The organism is Acinetobacter sp. YH01007, assembly GCF_013420425.1.
Classification (GTDB): Bacteria; Pseudomonadota; Gammaproteobacteria; order Pseudomonadales; family Moraxellaceae; genus Acinetobacter; species Acinetobacter towneri.
This window is the reverse complement of record NZ_VOYC01000014.1, coordinates 46298-67899: the sequence shown is the minus strand read 5'-3', so window position 1 is coordinate 67899 and position 21602 is coordinate 46298. Positions and strand designations below refer to the sequence as shown.

General features: G+C 42.4%; 23 protein-coding genes and 1 tRNA gene. 19 read left to right on the top strand and 5 right to left on the bottom strand.

Going from position 1 to position 21602, the window contains the following annotated elements:
• Positions 1-110 precede the first annotated feature (110 nt).
• The 7 genes from FTT74_RS08610 to FTT74_RS08580 all read left to right on the top strand — a co-directional run bounded on the left by FTT74_RS08610 (position 111) and on the right by FTT74_RS08580 (position 8652).
• Positions 111-2345 carry a catecholate siderophore receptor Fiu gene (locus FTT74_RS08610; protein WP_179988893.1) on the top strand — a complete coding sequence of 745 codons (2235 nt, stop codon included), beginning with the start codon at positions 111-113 and terminating at the stop codon, positions 2343-2345.
• A gap of 159 nt (positions 2346-2504) precedes the next feature.
• Positions 2505-3188 (top strand): Fe2+-dependent dioxygenase, encoded by a 684-nt coding sequence (locus FTT74_RS08605; protein WP_179988894.1) that lies wholly within the window; start codon positions 2505-2507, stop codon positions 3186-3188.
• On the top strand, positions 3185-4294 hold the full coding sequence (locus tag FTT74_RS08600; protein ID WP_179988895.1) for an alpha-hydroxy acid oxidase: 1110 nt from the start codon (positions 3185-3187) through the stop codon (positions 4292-4294). Before FTT74_RS08605 ends, FTT74_RS08600 begins: the two co-directional genes overlap by 4 nt.
• A 226-nt stretch (positions 4295-4520) precedes the next feature.
• The gene (gene leuA / locus FTT74_RS08595; protein ID WP_179988896.1) at positions 4521-6218 is read left to right on the top strand and encodes a 2-isopropylmalate synthase; all 1698 of its coding nucleotides are present in this window, start codon (positions 4521-4523) and stop codon (positions 6216-6218) included.
• A 93-nt stretch (positions 6219-6311) separates the two neighbouring features.
• Positions 6312-7472, top strand: a complete 1161-nt coding sequence (locus FTT74_RS08590) for a homoserine O-acetyltransferase (protein ID WP_004974835.1) — start codon at positions 6312-6314, stop codon at positions 7470-7472.
• Positions 7472-8065: a methionine biosynthesis protein MetW gene (metW, locus tag FTT74_RS08585; RefSeq protein ID WP_004974832.1), complete on the top strand. Its 594-nt coding sequence runs from the start codon at positions 7472-7474 to the stop codon at positions 8063-8065. The genes FTT74_RS08590 and metW overlap by 1 nt, the downstream gene beginning before the upstream one ends.
• Positions 8062-8652, top strand: a complete 591-nt coding sequence (locus tag FTT74_RS08580; protein WP_070153255.1) for a tetratricopeptide repeat protein — start codon at positions 8062-8064, stop codon at positions 8650-8652. The genes metW and FTT74_RS08580 overlap by 4 nt, the downstream gene beginning before the upstream one ends.
• 50 nt (positions 8653-8702) lie before the next feature.
• Here the strand turns inward: FTT74_RS08580 and FTT74_RS08575 are convergent, their stop codons facing one another.
• A complete protein-coding gene (locus FTT74_RS08575; protein WP_242769824.1) occupies positions 8703-8948 on the bottom strand; it encodes a cytoplasmic protein in 246 nt (81 codons plus the stop codon).
• 130 nt (positions 8949-9078) lie between these two features.
• Here FTT74_RS08575 and rdgB point away from each other — a divergent pair, with 130 nt between their 5' ends.
• The 5 genes from rdgB to FTT74_RS08550 all read left to right on the top strand — a co-directional run bounded on the left by rdgB (position 9079) and on the right by FTT74_RS08550 (position 13858).
• Positions 9079-9705: an RdgB/HAM1 family non-canonical purine NTP pyrophosphatase gene (gene rdgB / locus FTT74_RS08570; protein ID WP_154320316.1), complete on the top strand. Its 627-nt coding sequence runs from the start codon at positions 9079-9081 to the stop codon at positions 9703-9705.
• Between the two features lie 169 nt (positions 9706-9874).
• The gene (gene tatA, locus FTT74_RS08565) at positions 9875-10099 is read left to right on the top strand and encodes a Sec-independent protein translocase subunit TatA (RefSeq protein WP_004974820.1); all 225 of its coding nucleotides are present in this window, start codon (positions 9875-9877) and stop codon (positions 10097-10099) included.
• An 18-nt stretch (positions 10100-10117) separates the two neighbouring features.
• Positions 10118-10588 carry a Sec-independent protein translocase protein TatB gene (gene tatB, locus FTT74_RS08560; RefSeq protein ID WP_167846331.1) on the top strand — a complete coding sequence of 157 codons (471 nt, stop codon included), beginning with the start codon at positions 10118-10120 and terminating at the stop codon, positions 10586-10588.
• A complete protein-coding gene (gene tatC / locus FTT74_RS08555) occupies positions 10585-11370 on the top strand; it encodes a twin-arginine translocase subunit TatC (RefSeq protein WP_004974811.1) in 786 nt (261 codons plus the stop codon). Before tatB ends, tatC begins: the two co-directional genes overlap by 4 nt.
• Positions 11371-11542: 172 nt before the next feature.
• The gene (locus FTT74_RS08550) at positions 11543-13858 is read left to right on the top strand and encodes a PhoX family phosphatase (RefSeq protein ID WP_131260576.1); all 2316 of its coding nucleotides are present in this window, start codon (positions 11543-11545) and stop codon (positions 13856-13858) included.
• A 40-nt stretch (positions 13859-13898) separates the two neighbouring features.
• Here the strand turns inward: FTT74_RS08550 and FTT74_RS08545 are convergent, their stop codons facing one another.
• On the bottom strand, positions 13899-14681 hold the full coding sequence (locus FTT74_RS08545; RefSeq protein WP_004974805.1) for an NRDE family protein: 783 nt from the start codon (positions 14679-14681) through the stop codon (positions 13899-13901).
• 93 nt (positions 14682-14774) lie between these two features.
• Between FTT74_RS08545 and lgt the strand changes: the two genes are divergently transcribed.
• The 7 genes from lgt to msrA all read left to right on the top strand — a co-directional run bounded on the left by lgt (position 14775) and on the right by msrA (position 19955).
• Positions 14775-15584, top strand: coding sequence for a prolipoprotein diacylglyceryl transferase (lgt, locus tag FTT74_RS08540; RefSeq protein WP_096901379.1), 810 nt, complete (start codon positions 14775-14777; stop codon positions 15582-15584).
• A gap of 111 nt (positions 15585-15695) precedes the next feature.
• Positions 15696-16079 carry an AzlD domain-containing protein gene (locus FTT74_RS08535; protein ID WP_004974797.1) on the top strand — a complete coding sequence of 128 codons (384 nt, stop codon included), beginning with the start codon at positions 15696-15698 and terminating at the stop codon, positions 16077-16079.
• Between the two features lie 98 nt (positions 16080-16177).
• Positions 16178-17020, top strand: coding sequence for a thymidylate synthase (gene thyA / locus FTT74_RS08530; protein ID WP_004974795.1), 843 nt, complete (start codon positions 16178-16180; stop codon positions 17018-17020).
• A gap of 91 nt (positions 17021-17111) precedes the next feature.
• Positions 17112-17624 carry a dihydrofolate reductase gene (locus tag FTT74_RS08525; RefSeq protein ID WP_004974792.1) on the top strand — a complete coding sequence of 171 codons (513 nt, stop codon included), beginning with the start codon at positions 17112-17114 and terminating at the stop codon, positions 17622-17624.
• 70 nt (positions 17625-17694) lie between these two features.
• Complete coding sequence (locus tag FTT74_RS08520; RefSeq protein ID WP_131260577.1) at positions 17695-18750, top strand: DUF4105 domain-containing protein; 1056 nt, start codon at positions 17695-17697, stop codon at positions 18748-18750.
• Positions 18751-18903: 153 nt separating this feature from the next.
• On the top strand, positions 18904-19371 hold the full coding sequence (locus FTT74_RS08515; protein WP_179988897.1) for an META domain-containing protein: 468 nt from the start codon (positions 18904-18906) through the stop codon (positions 19369-19371).
• A 62-nt stretch (positions 19372-19433) separates the two neighbouring features.
• A complete protein-coding gene (gene msrA / locus FTT74_RS08510; RefSeq protein ID WP_179988898.1) occupies positions 19434-19955 on the top strand; it encodes a peptide-methionine (S)-S-oxide reductase MsrA in 522 nt (173 codons plus the stop codon).
• A gap of 71 nt (positions 19956-20026) precedes the next feature.
• Here the strand turns inward: msrA and FTT74_RS08505 are convergent, their stop codons facing one another.
• From FTT74_RS08505 to FTT74_RS08495, 3 genes are all read right to left on the bottom strand, one after another.
• Complete coding sequence (locus tag FTT74_RS08505) at positions 20027-20665, bottom strand: fumarylacetoacetate hydrolase family protein (RefSeq protein WP_096901374.1); 639 nt, start codon at positions 20663-20665, stop codon at positions 20027-20029.
• Positions 20666-20705: 40 nt separating this feature from the next.
• Positions 20706-21203 carry a YcxB family protein gene (locus FTT74_RS08500; RefSeq protein WP_096901373.1) on the bottom strand — a complete coding sequence of 166 codons (498 nt, stop codon included), beginning with the start codon at positions 21201-21203 and terminating at the stop codon, positions 20706-20708.
• A gap of 193 nt (positions 21204-21396) precedes the next feature.
• A tRNA-Arg gene (locus tag FTT74_RS08495) sits at positions 21397-21473 on the bottom strand.
• Positions 21474-21602: the final 129 nt, after the last annotated feature.

Below are 21602 nucleotides of genomic sequence, written 5' to 3'. Positions count from 1 at the left end.
ACAATTGTTATAGACGTCATAACAACAACTTCACACTTTATTCATTTTGAACTAAAAACGCTGAATAAAGCGTGGCCTCCTGTTGGTTTACATTTAGGGAAATACCATAAATGGCACAGATCAAAAGCCGCAAACACAATCGCTCTGCGCAACTGATGGCTTTAGCCGCCTCTCTTCCACTACTTGCACATGCCGCAAGCCCTGAAGATGACGTCACCCACTTACCCACCATTACGGTTAAATCAGAAGCCGAAAGCAAATACAAGGCAGACCGTTTAAGTTCTGCAAAATATACACAGCCGTTGTTGGATACCCCACAAACAATTTCTGTGATTAAAAAAGAAATGCTACAAGAACAAGGCGCAACGTCCTTAGTTGAAGCCTTACGCAATACACCAGGCATTACTCTACAATTGGGAGAAAATGGCAATACTAGTGCTGGCGATGCCTTTCAAATGCGTGGTTTTTCCACCCAAACCTCGACCTATGTTGATGGTGTCCGAGATTTAGGCGCAATCAGCCGTGATGTATTTAACATTGATCAAATTGAAGTTGTCAAAGGCCCATCGGGTTCAGAAGCGGGTCGTGGTGCAGCATCGGGTTATATCAATTTAGTCAGCAAATTACCGCAAAGTGAAAGCAGTCAGGAAATTTCTGCAACTTACAACACAGCACAACATACAAGACTTTCTGCAGATATTAACCAGGCCATCAATCCAAATACCGCATTTCGTCTAAATGTAATGGGGCAAGAAGGCGGCATAGAAGGACGTGACTATATTGAAAACAATAGTTATGCCATCGCCCCTTCTATTGCCTTTGGATTAAACACTGCCACACGCCTTTATTTATATTCTCAACACATCAGACAACGCAATATTCCAGATGGTGGCATTCCAACTGTGGGCATGCAAGGCTTTTACAATACCGATTCACTGTTAGCCACTGCGCCTAAAGTTAATCGGGAGAATTTTTATGGTCATGTCAATGACTATGAAGATGTCGATGCTGATATGTTCACCGCAAAAATTGAAAGTGATTTAACCGATCAACTCAAACTGACCAATATCACCCGTGTAGCGAAAACCCACATGAATCGGGTTTTAACAGGCATCAATACAGGTGCAAATGGTCTTCGAACCAATGGTTCATCAAACCCTGCCGAATGGGAAGTGAACCGCTCCCGCCAAGGCGTCGATCAAGAAAATAAAATTCTGGCCAATCAAAGCACTTTAAACTGGAGTGTCAAAACGGGGGCAGTACAGCATGATGTTGTTGCAGGCATGGAGTTTTTAAAAGAACAGCAATCTAGCAAACTCATGGCAACCCAGATGCCTGGCGAAGCCACTGCCGATACACCGTGGGCCAATCTTTATCACCCAGACCGCAATCAAGCCATGCCAGCGCTTATTTATAATGGCGGTTATACCGATGGTGAAACCCAAACGGCAGCCGCATATTTATTTGATACTCTAAAATTTGGGGAGCGTTTTCAACTGAATGGTGGCGTACGGGTCGATTATTATGAAACAGATTATCAAGGGCTTACTCTGCCACGTGGGGGAAATGCTTTGGTGGCCACAGATCTGAGCACCCACGATACGCTGTTCAGTTGGAAACTTGGCGCTGTGTATAAGCCTACGTTAAATAGCAGCATTTACGCTGCGTATGCAAAATCGCTGACTCCGCCCGGCAGCGCCAACTTTAGCCTGTCTGAATCGGGCAATGACGCAATCAATGCCAAGCCTCAAGAAACCCATCATTATGAAGTAGGCAGCAAATGGGAGTTACTACAAGGCAAGCTGGCTTTGGCTGCTGCAGCGTATCGTACAGAAAATGAAAATCAATCGACTATAGATCCAATTTCTCAGCTTGCTGTACAAGAGGGTAAAAAACGGGTCGATGGCATTGAGTTGAGTGCCGTTGGTCAAATGACCGAAAACTGGAATTTGTCTGCAGGCGTTGCGCACATGAAAGTGAAACAACTCAATCAACGTTCAACGAGTGCCACAACCTTATCGGAACGTTGGTCGCCTGAATGGACTGCAAGTTTATGGTCAACCTACGACTGGGCGGGCTTTAAATTAGGTTTGGGCGCGCGTTATGTCGATGAACAAAAACGTGTTGTGACTGACAGCAACGCACCAGCCAACATGCCAAATATTCCAGGCTATGTCGTGTTTGATGCATTGGCAGGCTACAACTTCAACAAAAATGCCTCGTTAAATTTAAACCTTTATAACCTTGCCGATAAAGAATACATCAGCACGCTAAACAATGGTGGTGGTCGCGTCGTGCTTGGGCAGCCACGCTCGGCAGCAATCAGCTTAAACTACAAGTTCTAAGTTATAGCAAATCTGTAGTAGCCCGCTTAAAACAGGCTACAGATTTAGATTCGAGCGATAGATTATTTTTCATACCATCTATTGCTCGAACTTTGCATGCCGAACAACGCTGTAGAATGTTCAGCAGTTTGAATTCAAACTTTTTCAGGAAGAATCGGTATGATGCTTCACATTCCAGAGGTCCTCAGCAAAATTCAAGTCCAACGAATTCGTGCTGAATTGGACACCGCAGATGCATGGCAAAATGGTCAACTCAGTGCAGGGGCTCAAGCACAGAAAATTAAACAGAATTTGCAGTTTGACCTGCAACATCCGAGCTGTGCAACACTGTCACAAGACATCCTCAGCGCACTGAAACAGCAGACTTTAATACAGTCGTTCGCGCTCCCTTTGCATATCCTCCAGCCAATGTTCAATTGTTATCAAAACACAGGAACTTATGGCAATCATGTCGATAGTGCGGTGCAATATTGTGCGCAGGCACAACGTCCGATTCGTACTGATGTTTCTATGACTTTATTTTTAAGTGAACCCGAAGAATATCAGGGTGGTGAACTGATTATTGAAGACAACTATGGTAGCCATGAAGTCAAACTCAGTGCGGGCGATGCGATTGTGTATCCTGCGACCAGTTTACATCGGGTTGAACCAGTAACAGCAGGTCAAAGAATTGCAGCTTTTACTTGGTGTCAAAGTATGGTGAAAGATGACTGGCAGCGCAGTATGTTGTTCAATTTAGACATGACCATTCTGCAATTACGTCAACAACTTGGTGATACCACAGAAGTATTGTCCCTGACTGCGCACTATCACAATTTGATTCGTCAATGGAGTCAATTATGAATACCGCACCATTGGCAGCCTTAAACCATATTCCCCCACATTTACAAACCATTGCCGACTATCAAAAACAGGCGCAACTACATTTAAATGCAACCACATGGGCTAATTTAGAAGGCGCTGCGGGCGATGAATACAGTCTAAACAATAACCGAGCTGCTTTTGCCAATATTCAATTGTTGCCACGTCATTTAAATTCTTTTGCAGGGGCAAATACCCAAATTCAGCTCTTGGGCGAACAGTATCCCCACCCGATTTTTTTAGCCCCCGTGGCTTATCAACAACTGTTTCATCCGCAGGGGGAAATTGCCACAGCACAAGCCGCTGCCGCCCTGCAAGCACCTATGATTCTCAGTCATTTAAGTACCACCTCAATGAGCACACTGAATCAGGTTTCTTCTGCGCCAAAATGGTTTCAGCTGTATTGGCAAGGTAGTCGTGAAGCCGCTTTGGATTTGATTTTTCAAGCTCAATATCATGCTTTTCAAGCCATTGTTCTCACGGTTGATGCACCGTACATGGGCATTCGGGATCGTGAACGTCGCGTTTATTTTCAATTACCTGCACATATTCAGGCAGTATATCAAACACCTGTAAACACCTCTCATCTCAAGGAAAATCAGCATCCTCTTTTTGATGGACTAATGCAGCAGGCTGCCACATGGGAAGATATTGTGTGGTTGTTACAACACAGCCCGCTGCCTATTTTACTCAAAGGTATTCTACATCCTGCCGATGCGCAGCAGGCGTATCAGTACGGTGCACACGGTATTATTGTATCTAATCATGGTGGTCGAATCTTAGATACCGCAGTCAGCCCAATTCAAATTTTAGGCACGCTGCGAAAAATTTTACCGCAAGATTTCCCCATTTTATTGGACAGTGGTATTCGTCGTGGCACAGATATTTTTAAAGCACTGGCCTTGGGAGCAAATGCAGTTTTGGTCGGTCGTCCATATATTTATGGCTTGGCAGTTGCAGGCGCGCTAGGGGCAGCGCATACTATCAAGTTGTTAAAAGAAGAATTTGAAGTCACAATGGCACTTATGGGAACAAACTGCATCGAACTAATCAACAGCAGTTATATTTATCACCAAAACAGCCAATAGCCGAAAAATATTTCACAGCACATGCCGTATATGTAAAAAACAGGGAATTATTACCCTTGCAGATCGATTAACATACAGATATTGGTTTACAAGTGCCATGATTCGACTTTTAGCGATAGTCTCCTGAAAATAGCTTGTAAATTGATAGAATAGACACAATCTATATTTATAGTAAGTTGCCGTTATCCACGACCGATGCAACCGCTACTATTCAAGGAGTTTTCACATGATGTTGGCAGATCCAAGTAAAAAATACCGTCGTATGTACCAGCGTGTCGACTTACCAGACCGCCAATGGCCAAATAACGAAATTACCAAAGCGCCAATCTGGATGAGTACCGACCTACGTGACGGCAACCAAGCGATCTTTGAGCCAATGAACATTGAACAAAAATTCAAAATGTTCCAAATGCTTGTGAAAATTGGTTTTAAACACATCGAAATTGGTTTCCCATCGGCATCTCAAGTTGACTACGATTTCACACGTAAATTGATTGAAGAAGGTCATATTCCAGATGACGTATATATTGAAGTATTGGTACAAGCACGTGACCATTTAATCGCACGTACTTTTGAATCTTTACAAGGTGCAAAACGTGCAATTGTGCATATTTATAATGCCAACTCGCCTACCTTCCGCCAAAAAGTCTTGAATGTAGATGTGGCGGGTGCCAAACAATTGGCCATCAACGCTGCAACCAAAGTAAAAGAATACGCAGCGAAGCAACCTGAAACTGAGTGGGTATTCCAGTACAGCCCAGAATGTTTTACTGCAACTGAGTTAGACGTGGCTAAGGATGTATGTGATGCGGTGACTGAAATTTGGGAAGCATCGCCAACCAATAAAGTCATTTTAAACTTGCCTGCAACAGTGGAAGTGTCTACACCAAACGTGTATGCAGACCAAGTTGAATGGATGCACCGTAACATTGAGCGTCGTGATGGCGTGATCATTTCAGTACACTGTCACAATGACCGTGGTTGTGGTATTGCCGCTTCTGAATTGGCCATCATGGCGGGTGCAGACCGTGTAGAAGGTTGTGTATTTGGTAACGGTGAGCGCACAGGTAACGTAGACGTTGCGGCAATTGCCTTAAACATGTACACCCAAGGTGTTGCACCTGAGTTGGATTTCTCAAACATCAACGAAATTATTGCAACAGTTGAAGAATGCACAGGCTTGCCAGTACACCCTCGTCATCCGTACGCAGGTGACTTAGTCTTTACCGCATTCTCTGGTTCACACCAAGACGCAATTAAGAAAGGTTTTGAGTTCCAGAAAAACGAAGAAATTTGGGATATGCCTTACTTGCCAATTGACCCGAAAGATTTAGGTCGTGACTATGACGCAGTGATTCGTGTCAACTCACAATCGGGTAAAGGCGGTATTGCTTACTTGTTAGAATCGAACTACAACGTGACTTTGCCGCGTCGTTTACAAATCGAATTCTCGCAAATTGTGCAACAACGTACCGATGAACAAGGTACAGAAATTAGCGCAAGCGAAATCTGGAACTTGTTTAAAGAAACTTACGTTGCGGTAAAAGATGCGCAATATGCAACGCAAAACTACAAATTGTCTGATGAAAATGGCAATCAAGTCATTGAACTAGATGTTGTGGTAAACGGCGAAACGCAACGCTTACGCGGCGAAGGCAATGGTCCAATTTCAGCAATTTTGAATGCATTGCAATTGCCAATTGATGTCTTGAACTATGAAGAGCGCAGCATTAGCTCGGGCGCACATGCAAAAGCGTTGGCTTTAATTGAATTGCAAGTGAAAGGCACAGGTAAATCTGCCTTTGGTGCAGGGGTACATGACAACATCGTGACCTCATCTATTGATGCAATTATTGCCTGCACCAACCGCTTGATTGAACAAGGTGTGTTAAGCACAGATCAAGTGGTTGCAGCAGCAGTATAATCTTGCGCTAACATGTAAAAGCATTTTGAAAAGGATACCCCAAGTGGTATCCTTTTATTTATTCATCCTCAGGATTTAAGGCGAATTATTCCCGTGTCTTTTCCAGCTGACTCAGTAGGTATTGTTGTTCCAGAAAAATTCCAATTTGAAGAACCTTTAGAACTCGAATGTGGTCGTGTTCTGCCCCGCTTTGAACTCATGGTCGAAACTTATGGCACGCTCAATGCCGATAAATCCAATGCGATTCTGATCTGTCATGCACTATCAGGGCATCACCATGCTGCGGGTTATCATCATGCCGATGATAAAAAAGCAGGTTGGTGGGATGCCTGTATTGGCCCTGGAAAAGCCATTGATACCAGTCGTTTCTTTGTGGTGGCGCTAAACAATATTGGCGGCTGTAACGGTTCTACTGGCCCCACATCGCCTAACCCTGAAAATGACAACCGTCCTTATGGCCCAGACTTCCCGTTAGTTACGGTGCGAGATTGGGTAAAAACCCAAGCCATGCTGTCTGATCGTTTAGGCATTGAGGTCTGGTATTCGATTATTGGCGGCTCTTTGGGTGGTATGCAGGCCTTGCAGTGGTCGGTAGATTATCCTGACCGTCTGAAAAAATGCGTCATTATTGCCAGTGCACCAAAACTCTCCGCACAAAATATTGCCTTTAACGAAGTGGCACGTCAGTCGATTTTATCTGACCCAGATTTTCATCATGGTCGTTATTTGGAACATGACAGCTATCCAAAACGTGGATTGATTTTGGCACGCATGGTCGGCCACATCACCTATTTGTCTGAAGAAGCCATGAAACAGAAATTTGGGCGTGACTTAAAGTCTGGCAAGTTTATGTATGGTTTTGATGTCGAGTTTCAGGTCGAAAGCTATTTACGCTATCAGGGCGAACAATTTAGCCGTAATTTTGATGCCAATACCTATTTAATTATGACTAAGGCACTGGATTATTTTGATCCTGCACGTGAATACGAACAATCCTTACAAAAAGCCATGGCGAATACAAAATGCAAGTTTTTAGTGGTGTCTTTTACCACCGACTGGCGTTTTAGCCCTGAACGTTCGCAGGAAATTGTGGATGCGTTAATTAGCAATCATAAGCCTGTCAGCTATTTAGATATTGATGCCGAACAAGGACACGACTCGTTCTTATTCCCAATTCCACTATACGTAAAAGCCATGCGTGCATTCTTGGGTGGAACAGAACATCTTCAAGCAACCCCACAGGAGGCCGTGTAATGCGTCTTGATCAGCAACTTGCCGAAAAGTGGATTAAACCCAATTCTAAAGTACTCGATTTGGGTTGTGGCGATGGTGAACTGTTGGCACACATGAGCAAACAGCATAATATTCGTGCATACGGATTAGAAATTGATCAAGAAAAGATTGCAATTGCGATCAGTCGCGGGTTAAATATCATCCAACAAGACTTGAATTTGGGGCTTAGCCGTTTTGCTGACCAGTCTTTTGACTATGTGGTCATGGCACAAGCCTTGCAAGCAGTAGATGCACCTGACGTATTATTAAGAGATATGGTACGTGTGGGTAAACAGGCAATTATTACCTTTCCAAACTTTGCGCATTGGAAGACTCGCTCTTTTCTTGCCTTAAAAGGAAAAATGCCTGTTTCAGATGCATTACCTTATATGTGGTACAACACCCCAAATATTCATTTATGTACGTTTCGTGATTTTGAGGCACTTTGTGCCGAAAATAATATTCGCATCATTAACCGACTTGCCGTGAATGGGAATCAACAAGATAGTTTACTCAGTAAGCATCTGCCTAATTTGTTTGGTGAAGTCGCAATTTATCGAGTGAGCGCTCTATGAAAAAACTATTATTAAGCACCACGCTATTGGTTGGACTGTTGAGCATTCAAGCCCATGCAGATTATGTTTCACCGTCATCTTCTGTAGCGAGCCAAGCGGCTCAATATTCAACTATGGATATTAATGGCTTGATTAAAGCAGCCAAAGCAGGTCAGGCAGGCGCACAATTTTACTTAGCGACGAAATATCAACAAGGTAAAGACGTTCAACAAGACAGCCGTCAAGCGTTTGCTTGGTACAAAGCTGCGGCAGATCAAGGTTTATCGGCTGCGCAATTAAATGTAGGCCGTATGTTGGCGGATGGTATTGGCACGAAAAAAGACGAAGTCTTAGCACGTCAATATTTTGAAAAGGCGGCTAGCCGTGGTGATAACCGTGCCAGCTTTAACCTTGCCATGATGGAAGAACAAAAGAAAAACTATATGGGCGCGTATCAGTGGTATGAGTTATCTACCCGTGATGGCATGCTCGACAATAAAGTAATTTCTTTGTCTGAAGGTAAGAAAACCGCTTTGGCAGCTAACTTAACTCAAGAACAAATTCGTCAAGCACGTGACCGTGCTGACCAATGGATTCAAGCGCAATAAATTTAACTACGTTTGAAGTGATCTCAAAGCACCTTCGGGTGCTTTTTGTTTTATCCGAAATAAACTGCCTGCATGGCCTGTAGCAGTTCAGGGCTGAATTCTTCTACTGCAGCAGAACCTAATACCGCATCTATACCACAATGCGGACAAATTGCGGTTTGCTCATCATCACACCAATCTTCAATTTCGCTATAAGCAAAAGTTTCCAGACAGTAAAAACAGCCACAACGCTCACTTTGCTGCAGTAATGCGCGGTGCTGACTCGAATAACGGTAAATCTCTGATATTTTGCTCATCATGATTCCCCTACTTTTTGAAACCTAAATATTATTAGCATGTATGAAAACAAATCTGTGCAAGATTAAACTTTTAAGTCTGCAAAATCCGTTAAAATATCCAATATTATTTTGAATTAAGATCTGAATTATGGCTGTAACTGATTGGCGCGCTCAAGGTACTTTGGTTTTAGCAAGCAATAACAAGGGAAAAATTGCAGAATTTGAAACCCTGTTTGCGCAATTAGACTTGCCTGTGCAAGTGATTCCGCAAGGTCAACTAAATATTGAAGATGCTGTTGAAGATGGTTTGAGCTTTGTTGAAAATGCCATTTTAAAAGCACGCCATGCCGCAAAAATTTCAGGAAAGCCTGCCATTGCAGATGACTCTGGTTTATGTGTGCCTATTTTAGGCGGCGCACCGGGGATTTATTCTGCACGTTTTGCAGGCGAACATGGCAATGATGCAGCCAACAATGAAAAACTTTTGAATAAACTCAAACCACTACGTCAAGACGGCGCAGCAATTGAAGGTATGTTTGTTTGTGTTTTGGCTTTGGTTGAACATGCCGATGATCCATTACCACAAATTTTCCAAGGTATTTGGAAAGGCGAGATTTTAGCAGAAGCTCGTGGTGAAAATGGTTTTGGCTATGACCCGCTCTTTTGGTTGCCTGAATTGGGAGTGTCGAGCGCAGAAATGTCGAAAGCAGAAAAGAATAAAATCAGTCACCGTGGTCAGGCGATGCAACTGTTTAAAGCAAGTTTACAAGCTTAGATTTAACAGATGTGATTGATCTTACAGCCCGTTTTCAAACACGGGCTGTTTTATTTTCAAGCTTTACAAATCAGGTCAAACATCCCTTGTCGTCAAATCGCAACACATTCGTCACCGCATTGTCATACAGACCTGTTGAGATAGGCTCAACTATTGAGAGGTCTAAATCATGGCAGGATTATCTATTTGGCACGTGCTGATTTTTGCAATTGTGGTCATTTTATTATTTGGTACATCTAAGCTTAAAAACTTAGGTAAAGATGTAGGTGGCGCGGTCAAAGATTTTAAAAAATCAATAAAAGATGATGAGGCAGAAGCGGCGCAACTGAAAGAACCTCGTACGATTGAACATCAAGCCAATAGCAGTGATGTAAATTCGACTGTAAAGCATTAAGGCTGAGGGTTTGAGATTATGCTCAATATTGGAATGACGGAACTGCTGATTTTCGGCATCATTGCATTATTGGTGCTGGGTCCTGAAAAACTCCCTGAAGCAGCGCGTTTTGTCGGCAAGTGGTACGCTAAAATTAAACGTATGGTCAGTAATGTTCAAAATGACATTGACCGCGAATTGCGTTTATCTGAATTACGCGAGCAAATGCAGCAAGAAATGGCGCGTATTCAGGAACTTGAAGCAAAGATGCAAGCACAAATGCATGAAATGCAGCAAGAAAAAATATTTGAAGATATAACTGCAAAAAGCACACATTCCCCGCATGCCGTATCAAAAAATACCTTACAACAGCATCATTACACCTTGGTTTTAAATACTGAAAAAACCTCTGCGGTGTTACTCCCTAAAACTAAAATGACATCACATTCAAATTTATCTGCGCTACAACATACTACAGCGCCCTATACTGAAATGAAGGTTGCAGTATGAGCCAATCAAACGCTTCTGAGCTTTCACATTTGCCTGTGAAGGCAGAGCAAGCCGCATTAGAAGAAATGCCAATTACCAAGCACTTGATGGTGCTGCGTAATCATCTTTTTAAAATTGTAGGGCTTATTCTTGCCTTATTCTTCTGTTTATTGCCCTTTGCCAATAAAACTTATCAAGTATTGTCGGAACCATTACGTGCACAGTTGCCACATACATCAACCATGATTGCGACTGATGTTACCGCAACCTTTATGGCGCCGTTTAAACTAAACTTTTTTGTCGCGCTGTTCATTGCGATGCCATTTATTTTGTATCAGATTTGGGCATTCGTAAAACCAGCGTTATATGAAAAAGAAAAAAGTTTGGCGCTGCCTTTGCTGATCGGCAGTATTTGCTTGTTCTATATCGGAATTAGCTTTGCTTACTTTGTCGCCTTGCCATCCATTCTGCACTTTTTCATTAGCGTTTCCCCTGAAACAGTCGCCCCGATGACCGACATTAATAGCTATCTTACGTTTTGTTTGAAGCTGTTTTTGGTTTTTGGTTTTACCTTTGAGATTCCAATTGTCACACTTTTGCTGATTATGATTGGTGTCGTGTCTACGCAAACTTTGGTTGAAAAACGTCGCTTTATTATTGTTGGCTGTTTTTTTGTGGCCATGTTTGTCACACCGCCAGACGCTTTATCGATGATCATGCTTGCCATTCCGATGTGGATGCTGTTTGAAATTGGTTTGTTTTTTGGCAAATTAATTGAGAAGCGCCGAGTCAGTCACAGCTAATCTAAAATATTGAATTTTAAAAAGAAGCACATGGTTGCTTCTTTTTTTGTGCGTGTAGATCACAACTGAACGGATTTAATCAGTTTGACACATAAGCTTAACCCGCATGTCATGTTTAGCCACTAATTTACATATAACTTTCAAACGACTAAGCAATTTGCTAGGAAAAAAAATGACTGATTTTATGCCTTACAATGAAGATCAAGAGTTAGATAATAACACTTCAGACAATACGCACTTTCGTGACATTCTAGAACAACGCATGAGCCGTCGCAGTTTAATTAAAAAAACTGCAAGCGGTGCAGCAGCTTTAGCTTTAGCTTCTTCTTTATCTGCATGTAGTGATGATGATGAAGATACAAATGTAACACCACCAACAAGTAAAGAAGAACCCAATACCAAGCCTGAAACATTAACATTTAAAGCTGTAGATAAAAATTTAAATGATATTGTTACTGTTCCTGAAGGTTACCAAGCAACTGTATTATATGCTTTAGGTGACTCAATCAATCCTTCTTATAGCAATTGGAATGCAGATGCAGATGTTCCATCTGGCCCAAGTTTCCAATTCCGCTCTGGTGACTGTCACGATGGCATGAGCTATTTTGGCTTAAGTACTAAAACTGGTCGTTATGATGAAAATGCATCAGATCATGGCTTATTGGTTTTGAACCACGAATATATCAACCAAACCTTCTTACATCCAAAAGGCGCAACTAAAAAGGATGGACGTCGCCCAGAAGATGAAGTGATTCGTGAAGTAAATGCACACGGTGTTTCAGTCGTTCATATTAAGAAAAATGCTGAAACTCAAGCTGTAGAGATTGTGAAGTCATCACCATTTAACCGTCGTATTACAGCTTCGACTGTCATGGATTTTGCAGGGCCTGTAGCTGGTTCTCCATTACTGCACACAGCATTCTCTCCCGCTGGTCGTCAAACTCGAGGCACACAAAATAACTGTGGTAATGGTTATACACCATGGGGCACTTATTTAACTGCTGAAGAAAATTTTATTGGTTATTTCCAACGCTCAGGTACAGACCAATACTCAGCCCGTAGTGAAGCTGAAAAAATAGCACTTAAACGCTATGGCTTAGGCTTAGAGATCTCTTATCAAACTGAAAAAAATGCAGACGGTAGTGTTAAACGTGATGCGAAAAACAACATCATTTATATTTTAGATGCTGATGGTAAAAAAATTCCAGAACGCGATGAGCAAGATCGCATCGTGTATTTGAATAAATCTTCACGCTATGGTTGGGAAACAGCAGAAGCTGGTTTTGAATCTCAAGACATGTATGATCGTTGGGCTGCTAACGTAACCAAAGAGTCTGCAACTCAAGACTATCGTAATGCGCCAAATACATTTGGCTGGATTGTAGAAATTGATCCATTCGATAGCCGCTCAAACCCAGTAAAACGTACTGCATTAGGTCGTTTTGCTCACGAAGACTGTCGCGCCAGCCGCGCAATTGAAGGGCAAAAATTTGCATTCTATATGGGCGATGACTCGCGCGGTGAGTACATCTACAAATTTGTATCAGATGCAACATGGGATCCTAAAGATGTGAATGGTGGCTATCGAGCTGGCGACAAATATATGAATTCAGGGAAATTCTATGTCGCTAAATTTAATGCATCAGGCACAGGAGAGTGGATTGAACTGGCTTATGGTAAAAATGGCTTAACCGAAACAAACGCTATTTACCCATTTAGCTCACAAGCGGATGTCCTTACTTTTGCTCGTCTTGCAGCAGATGCTGTAGGAGCTACAAAAATGGATCGTCCAGAATGGGTTGCTGTAAACCCTGAAAATGGTGAAGTGTACGTGACTTTAACCAATAACTCGAACCGTGGTTCAAGCTATGCAACAGATCCTGCAAACCCACGTAACTACACCGATCCTGAAGGTGGTAAAGGTAACGTCAATGGTCATATTATCCGCTTTAAAGAAGAGAATACTGCAGCAACATCATTTGAATGGGATATCTATCTATTTGGTGCTGAAGCAAGTATGGATCCGACAATTAACCTTTCTAATTTAAGCGATGCAAACGACTTCTCAAGTCCAGATGGTATGTGGTTTGACCCACGTGGTGTTCTTTGGATTCAAACAGATGATGGCGCATATACAGATGTTACAAACTGTATGATGTTAGCAGCACTACCTGGTCAAGTTGGTGATGGCGGTGTTGTAAAAACTGTTGGTGATCAAAGTACAATTGCTGGTGCTCAAGTCACCGATAAAAACTTACGTCGCTTCCTTGTTGGGCCAAAAGAATGTGAAATTACAGGTGTAACCATGACACCTGACTACAAAGCAATCTTTATTAACGTTCAGCACCCAGGTGAAGATTCAAAGAGTTTTGATGCGCCAAGCAGCCATTGGCCTGCAACACAAACTGACATGAACAATAAAACTGCACGTCCTCGTTCAGCAACGGTTGTCATCACCCGTAAAGACGGCAAAGCAATTGCTGGATAACATCCATAAATTAAAAATGCCGACATCACGTCGGCATTTTTTATGCCTCAATGTTCAACTGTTGCTGCACAATATCTCCCTTTTGCTCACCATATTGTGTTTTTTCCAGCCATGTAAATTGCTGCGCCTGCATACGTAAAAAATTGGAACAACGTGTACCGTAAAGTGGACTTTGAATAAAAGTCGATGACAACAACGCTTCCATCTCCAATGAAATCCCTGTTTGCGGTAACAATTCAGATGCAACTTTGCGTTCATCTTGCAAAATATCCCACGCCGCAGCATTTAGCTCTGCCGTTGCAAGATCAGGCAATTGCAGCATCGGTAAAAACTCCTGCGTAAAGCGTTTGCGTAAGCGTGCAGTTTTCTCCCAAGGGTCACTCATCAATCCATTCGACACCACATAAACGCCTTTAGCTAAAACCTGCGGCGCTTCTCCACGGTTACTCATGTACACCGCTTGAGTGGTGTCACCCACAAATAAATTAAAACCTGCATATTCACATTGCTGTTTTTCTAAGGCTTGCGCAAAACGGATAGGCGTTTGCTCAGATTCTAAAAAAGCCTGAATAATATGCCCACGTGAAGTTGGATATTCACGAACATCATTCGCATCACGATAATTGGTAATCACAGCCCAGCGTCCCGATGGGGTAATGCCCATCCACGTACCGCCCGATTCTAAATCTTGCCCTGCAACAATTGGACTATCAGACCATGCTGCCAGTGCTGCTGTCGGACGTCGATAGAACTCATCTCGATTTGAAATCAAACACAGTGGTGTGTCTGTCAAGACCTGCCAAGCCAATGCCACAATACACATAATTTAAACTCTTGATCTTTACACATTGAATGTACAACATTTTTCATCACATTCAGCTAAAATCTGTGCAAAACAGAATCACAAGGAACAGGAATGCTCACCTATCCAAATATTGACCCCGTTGCTATTTCGCTCGGGCCTTTACAAGTCCATTGGTATGGCTTGATGTATTTACTGGCATTTTTATTTGCATGGGGTTTGGCAACTTACCGTGCCAAACAACGTGGCTGGACACCAGACATGGTTTCCGACCTGATTTTTTACGGCGCTTTGGGCGTGGTGATTGGTGGACGTGTCGGTTATGTGTTTTTCTACGGCTTTGAACAATTTTTGGAAAATCCACTGTGGTTATTCCAAGTCTGGACAGGCGGCATGAGTTTCCATGGCGGCTTTCTGGGCGTGATTTTAGCCATGCTGTTCTGGTGTAAAAAATACAAAATGACGTGGTTTCAAACTTTGGATTTTATTGCCCCATGTGTACCTACAGGTCTAATGTTTGGTCGTATTGGTAACTTTATTGGTGGTGAATTATATGGTCGCCCTGTGACCGATCCGAATTTTGCTTTGGGGATGATTTTCCCGACCGATCCTTTACAATTGGTACGTCATCCATCGCAATTGTATCAAGCCTTATGTGAAGGTCTAATCCTGTTTATTGTACTGTGGTGGTTTAGTTCAAAGCCACGTCCACGCATGGCAGTGTCTGCCCTATTCCTGATTGGTTATGGTTTGGCGCGCTTTGTTGTCGAATTTTTCCGCGAACCCGATCATGGTCAGCTCTTTATTGCATGGATGAGTAAGGGACAATTCCTGAGCTTACCAATGATTTTGGTCGGTTTCTGGATGATGTGGTATGCCTATCAAAAGAAAATTTATGATTGGGGGCCGCAAAAAAACAGCTAAGCTACTACCCATTTAAATGCAGGTTTCATCCATTCAGGCGAAGTCAATCTTCGCCTTTTTTATGCTACAGTGCTATCTATTACTTACACTTTTCAGACATCAATATCTCACATGCTTGAATTTTGGTTTAACCCACAGGTTGCGGTCACAAAGAAAATTGCCCTGCTGATGGTGATCGCGCTGGTCACTGCAGCGGTATACTTCTTAGAACCCTTAAAGCTCGATGCGATTTTAATGTTTCTGGCCACAGGTATTGTTTTTTTAATTTGTCGTTACTGCAAAATTCATTTTACTGCACAACATCCCACAGGTTGGTTGGCACGACTATTGACTTGGATTCCACTGGCGTTGTTACTCGCAATAATTTTCATGCAGATTCAACACGGTGAAATTTTACTGTCGGGCGCTCAAGGCATTGGCTTTACCGCTTTGGCTATTTGCCTGTTTTCGCCGTTGGCTTTACTGCATCAACATCACGCTTCCGACACACAATAAAGTCACAACTTTAAAAACTCTGCTATTATTCTTTCTGATTTACTGGGCATCGAATTGCCCAAACAAAAAATATTTCTTTTGCTTGACCAGAGAACGCTATGCGCCAGTATTTAGACCTACTCCAACATATTCTTGACCATGGTGGCGACAAAGGTGACCGTACCGGAACAGGCACACGTTCAGTGTTTGGGCACCAAATGCGTTTTAACCTTGCACAAGGTTTTCCACTGCTGACTACCAAAAAAGTACATTTCCGTTCTATCGTAATTGAGCTGTTATGGTTTTTAAAAGGCGATACCAACGTCAAATATCTCCAAGAACATAAAGTCAGTATTTGGGATGAATGGTCTACCGCAGAACAAACCGCGCGCTTTGGTCGTCCTGAAGGTGAACTTGGCCCAGTGTACGGACATCAATGGCGTAATTTTGGTGCAACACAAAAAGCCGATGGTCTGTATGAGCAAGATGGTTTTGACCAAATTGCATGGTTAATCAATGAAATTAAAACCAATCCAAATTCACGTCGTTTAATCGTGTCAGGCTGGAACCCGAAAGAAGCAGGTCAAGTTGCTTTACCGCCTTGCCATACTTTATTCCAGTTTTTTGTGCACAACGGCAAACTCTCATGCCAGCTATATCAACGCAGTGCCGATGTGTTTTTAGGCGTGCCTTTTAATATTGCCAGCTATGCTTTACTAACCCACATGATCGCGCAAGTCTGTGATTTAGAAGTCGGAGATTTTGTCTGGACAGGTGGCGATACGCATTTATATGCCAACCACTTTGAACAGGCACAGTTACAGCTAAGCCGTGAACCACTGGCGTTATGTCAGTTAAAACTCAATCCTGAAATCAAAGATATTTTCGATTTTAAATTTGAAGATATTGAAATTGTAGGCTATGAGTCACATCCTGCAATTAAAGCACCTGTCGCTGTTTAATTGCCTGTTGCTAGATTTATCATCTCAACATTTAAATTGCCCCAACGTCCCCAAAAGATGCTTGGCAGACTAAGAAAATACGAGCCTAATTATGTCATTTCAAAATTTAGAAGTTGTACACGTAGTCGCTATGGATCAACAACGCTGCATTGGTCAGGGTAACCAATTGCCGTGGCATATTTCGGCAGACTTAAAACACTTCAAAGAAATCACCCAAGGTGGCGTGGTGATTATGGGACGCAAAACCTTGGAGTCGATGGGACGCACCCTGCCTAAACGTGTCAATTGGGTGATTACCCGCGACCCAAACTGGGCATTTGAAGGCACAAAAGTGGCGCATAGCATTGAAGATGCCTTGCAACAAGCCGTTGCCGATGTTCAAGCCTCAGAAAAACCAAACACTTTATTTATTATTGGTGGTGGTGAAATTTTTAGCCAAACTATGCCGATTGCTGACCGTTTGGAACTGACGCATATTGAACTAGATGTTCAGGGAGATGCGCATTATCCTGCCATTCCTGCCGAGTTTAAAAAAGTGGCCTCAGAACAGCATGTCGATGAAAAATCAGGGATTGCCTTTGAGTTTGCCCGCTATCAAAAATAATGCTGACAGCCTTGGCAATATTTGATTATGATGACTTAAACGGAATTTAACTTTGCCTCAGGAATGGCGGATGCTGCATTTCATCTTCAGTTTAGGTGTCGTTCTTTCTTCTATTTGGCTCAGTATGGCCTTGTGGATTCATCAGCCTTTGGGTTGGTTAATGAGCCGTGTGCTGATTGGGACTTGGCTAGCCTTCACCCTCAGCATTTTGGGCATTTATATCACTCAGCATTTGCTCAGTCGCAATCAGGATATTTTGGTTTATCTTTTGGGTTTTGCCTTGGGGCTGTTTTGGTATTTTGGGATGGATGCCAAGCAAGACCGTGACTGGAACCCTGAAGTAGCCCGTATGCTGCATTATGAACAAGTACAAGATCAGGTCACGCTGCACAATGTCCGCAATTTTGACTGGCATGCCGATGGTCGCTATACCGAACGTTGGGAAACCCGCCAATTTAACCTGAAACAGATTACGGGGGTGAATATCATCACCTCTTACTGGATGGGGCCAAAAATTGCGCATACCTTAGTCAGTTTTGACTTTGCCGATCAAGCGCCACTCACCTTTTCCATTGAAATTCGCAAAGAAAAACACGAAGAGTTTTCTGCGATTGGTGGCTTCTTTCGGCAATATGAACTCAGCCTTGTCGCTGCCGATGAAAAAGATATCATCTACACCCGCAGCAATATTCGGGGTGAGCAAGTTTATTTTTTCCCGATCCAGCTCAATCCACAAGAAGCACAAGCACTGTTTCAGGAATATCTGCATAAAGCCGATGCTTTAGCCGCCAAAGCGCGTTGGTATAATACGTTGACCAGTAATTGCACCACGCTGCTGTTTGACATGATTCAGGCAGTATCTCAAAAACGTTTCCCTGCCGACTATCGTCTGTTTGCTTCGGGTTATTTACCCAATTATTTATATGATTTGCATGCGCTGGATCATCGTTGGGATATGCAAACTTGGTATCAACGTGCCCACATTAACCCACGTGTGGAAAACTTAAAAGATATCCACAGCCAAGACTTTTCCGCGCTCATTCGACAAGGCGTGCAGCTCGATTCTTCAGCAAACATCAGCACGCCTTATTCGCATCCGACTTATCAGAACAAAGTGCTGCCCTGACCTATTTTGGTCATTTTGCGCAGATACAATCAATTCAGAGAAAAAACCACACCATATCTTGGAAAAAGTTGCAGCAAACATACAAATTTAACTAGAGCCACGGCGCATAATTTGTTTAGATAGCAACAATTTCAAAAAATTAGAGATCATTCCATGCTAAAAAAATACTTCGGGATCACCTTATTGGGTGCAATGATTGCTTTATCAGGATGTGAAACTATGCCAACTCAAACGAGTGCAAGCCAAATTAGCGCAATCAATCAAGCCAACTTAGTACAACGTACATGGACGGCTACGCAATTGGGCAACAGTATGTTAAATACTGCAGCAAACCGCCAAAACTTGCCATATTTAAACTTTGATGCCGCCACACAAACAGTCACAGGTTCAGATAGTTGTAACCGACTCAGCGGTAGTTATGTCGCAGGACGTGACACCCTACAATTGGGGCAATTGGCAACCACGCGAATGGCTTGCTTAAATAACAACAACTTAGATCAGAAATTTCATGAAGCCCTAAATAAAGTGACGCATTATCAGGTCTATGGTAAAACCCTGAAATTGCTAGATCGCCATGGAAATTTACTGATTCAATTTGAAACACCAACGGCTGCACGTTAACGGCTAAGCCTAATAATAGACAGGCTTAAAATGGTTTATTCATAAAATATAAGGACAAAATCATGCAACAAGCATTGTTTGGTGGCGGATGTTTCTGGTGTGTCGAAGCCGTATTTTTACAACTGCAAGGCGTAGAAAAAGTCACCAGCGGTTATGCAGGTGGATATACCTTAAACCCAAGCTATGAAGATATTTGCCGTGGCGACAGCGGACATGCAGAAGTCATTTTGATTGATTTTGATGAGCAGCAGATCAGCTATTCACAATTACTTGAGGTGTTTTTTGCCACACACGACCCAACCACATTAAACCGTCAGGGCAATGATGTCGGCACACAATACCGCTCTGTGATTTATTATTTAGATGCTACACAGCAACAAGCTGCCGCCGAGATGATTGCAGCCTTACAAGCTGAAGGTGTGAATGTTGTGACTGAACTCAGTGCAGCACCTGAATTTTACCCTGCAGAAGACTATCATCAGAATTTCTTTGCCAAAAATCCAAATCAGGGCTACTGCAATTTTTCCGTTCCACCGAAACTGAATAAATTACGCAGTAAATTTCAGCATTTACTGAAAGTATAACCATTGGATTTAAAAGCAAGTACAAAACGGTGATACTCATCTTTTGATGACATCACCGTTTACACCACTATTTATTTTACAAAAGTCGTCCAGACAAATGCCTGAGTACGTCCTTGTAAGGTCATCTTCAACTGATCGCCCGACTGTAATGCTGCCACCCCTGCAGGTGTACCAGTCATTACCACATCACCAGGTTCTAAACTAAATACTTGGCTAATATCTGCCAACAATGCCGCAATATCAAAAATCAATAAACTGGTATCGCCTTGCTGACGTAATTCATCATTAATGTCCAAACGATATTGCACGTTTTTCCAGTCCTGAATTTCCGATACATCCACCCAATCTGCCAACACACAAGAACCGTCAAACGCTTTGGCTCGTTCCCACGGCTGTCCTTTTTTCTTAAGTTCATCCTGCAATTCACGCAAAGTTAAATCCAAGCCCAAAGTCACTGCACCTACAGCATCCAATACTTTGGCAGGATCTGTGTCTGCATTTAAAGGCTGGTCAATGCGTAAACTCAATTCACATTCATAGTGACAATTGCCCCAGACCTTATTCCACGTAATCCCATCACTTAAACTGCGTAAACTGCTTGGCGGTTTAATAAATAACACAGGATGATCAGGTACAGCATTACCTAATTCTTTGGCATGGTCTGCATAACTGCGACCGACACAGACAATTTTAGATGGACGTGTACTCATGATCATCCTCAAATAACTCGTAAATTGGGAAAATTAAAACTTACTTTTTAAAAGTATTTTCAAAAACCGTTTGTTCTGCAGGCAGATTAAATGCACGTTTCGGTACAATCACCACTGTACGATTTTTTAATTCCAGCATATAGGTGAGTTTACCCACAGCGAAATTTTGCACCTCGTTATAATGAAATACCTGTTTACGACCATTGGCATACAGCTCGGCATAGTCCTGAAATAAATCAATGCCTTGCTCGCTTTTTCCAAATTGGTATTTTACAAACTGGCGTTTAAACATCATTGGCAAAAACCAATAACGCATTAAAGTTTGCAAGATTAAAAAGAAAGCACCGAGTGCAACATAATAGCGACCTACCCCATCGAAGCCCAAATAAAAGCCCCAAGCAATAATCGCCACACTAATCAACGGTGTAATAAAACGGGTAAATTGTTTTTTACCAAAAGTCGCAAGGGCAAAGCCGTCTTGAGATTCTTCTAAATTTAAAAAATAGCGCAAAGACAATGCTGGCTGCGTGTCAGACATAAGCTCATCATCAAGTCATTCAAATTGAGCTAAATCTTACACTAGATTGAGCACTTTCCTTATTTTTTTCGTGTTTATTCGCTCAAAGCCAGACGTAAAACAATGGTCATGCTTTTGACACAGAAATTTCATCATTTTTAGATAGTGTAGATGCAAAAAAACCGCATCAAAAGTGCGGTTTTTTATTTCAAGTTGGTGCGCTCAGAGAGATTCGAACTCCCGACCCCTTAGTTCGTAGCCAAGTGCTCTATCCAGCTGAGCTATGAGCGCGACGACTTGATGGGGTGCATTATACGTGTTTTTTTCTGGCTGTTAAGTATTAATTCATCATTTTGCAATCAAATGCACAGATATTGGACGATTCAAAAGAATTTTAACGTAAAACCATGAGTACGCTAT

What these genes read in the sequence shown, in the direction of transcription:
- FTT74_RS08610 (WP_179988893.1), top strand. Translation starts at nt 111, where the DNA reads ATGGCACAGATCAAAAGCCGCAAACACAATCGCTCTGCGCAACTGATG.
- FTT74_RS08605 (WP_179988894.1), top strand. Translation starts at nt 2,505, where the DNA reads ATGATGCTTCACATTCCAGAGGTCCTCAGCAAAATTCAAGTCCAACGA.
- FTT74_RS08600 (WP_179988895.1), top strand. Translation starts at nt 3,185, where the DNA reads ATGAATACCGCACCATTGGCAGCCTTAAACCATATTCCCCCACATTTA.
- leuA (WP_179988896.1), top strand. Translation starts at nt 4,521, where the DNA reads ATGATGTTGGCAGATCCAAGTAAAAAATACCGTCGTATGTACCAGCGT.
- metW (WP_004974832.1), top strand. Translation starts at nt 7,472, where the DNA reads ATGCGTCTTGATCAGCAACTTGCCGAAAAGTGGATTAAACCCAATTCT.
- FTT74_RS08580 (WP_070153255.1), top strand. Translation starts at nt 8,062, where the DNA reads ATGAAAAAACTATTATTAAGCACCACGCTATTGGTTGGACTGTTGAGC.
- FTT74_RS08575 (WP_242769824.1), bottom strand. Translation starts at nt 8,948, where the DNA reads ATGAGCAAAATATCAGAGATTTACCGTTATTCGAGTCAGCACCGCGCA.
- rdgB (WP_154320316.1), top strand. Translation starts at nt 9,079, where the DNA reads ATGGCTGTAACTGATTGGCGCGCTCAAGGTACTTTGGTTTTAGCAAGC.
- tatA (WP_004974820.1), top strand. Translation starts at nt 9,875, where the DNA reads ATGGCAGGATTATCTATTTGGCACGTGCTGATTTTTGCAATTGTGGTC.
- tatB (WP_167846331.1), top strand. Translation starts at nt 10,118, where the DNA reads ATGCTCAATATTGGAATGACGGAACTGCTGATTTTCGGCATCATTGCA.
- tatC (WP_004974811.1), top strand. Translation starts at nt 10,585, where the DNA reads ATGAGCCAATCAAACGCTTCTGAGCTTTCACATTTGCCTGTGAAGGCA.
- FTT74_RS08550 (WP_131260576.1), top strand. Translation starts at nt 11,543, where the DNA reads ATGACTGATTTTATGCCTTACAATGAAGATCAAGAGTTAGATAATAAC.
- FTT74_RS08545 (WP_004974805.1), bottom strand. Translation starts at nt 14,681, where the DNA reads ATGTGTATTGTGGCATTGGCTTGGCAGGTCTTGACAGACACACCACTG.
- lgt (WP_096901379.1), top strand. Translation starts at nt 14,775, where the DNA reads ATGCTCACCTATCCAAATATTGACCCCGTTGCTATTTCGCTCGGGCCT.
- FTT74_RS08535 (WP_004974797.1), top strand. Translation starts at nt 15,696, where the DNA reads ATGCTTGAATTTTGGTTTAACCCACAGGTTGCGGTCACAAAGAAAATT.
- thyA (WP_004974795.1), top strand. Translation starts at nt 16,178, where the DNA reads ATGCGCCAGTATTTAGACCTACTCCAACATATTCTTGACCATGGTGGC.
- FTT74_RS08525 (WP_004974792.1), top strand. Translation starts at nt 17,112, where the DNA reads ATGTCATTTCAAAATTTAGAAGTTGTACACGTAGTCGCTATGGATCAA.
- FTT74_RS08520 (WP_131260577.1), top strand. Translation starts at nt 17,695, where the DNA reads ATGCTGCATTTCATCTTCAGTTTAGGTGTCGTTCTTTCTTCTATTTGG.
- FTT74_RS08515 (WP_179988897.1), top strand. Translation starts at nt 18,904, where the DNA reads ATGCTAAAAAAATACTTCGGGATCACCTTATTGGGTGCAATGATTGCT.
- msrA (WP_179988898.1), top strand. Translation starts at nt 19,434, where the DNA reads ATGCAACAAGCATTGTTTGGTGGCGGATGTTTCTGGTGTGTCGAAGCC.
- FTT74_RS08505 (WP_096901374.1), bottom strand. Translation starts at nt 20,665, where the DNA reads ATGAGTACACGTCCATCTAAAATTGTCTGTGTCGGTCGCAGTTATGCA.
- FTT74_RS08500 (WP_096901373.1), bottom strand. Translation starts at nt 21,203, where the DNA reads ATGTCTGACACGCAGCCAGCATTGTCTTTGCGCTATTTTTTAAATTTA.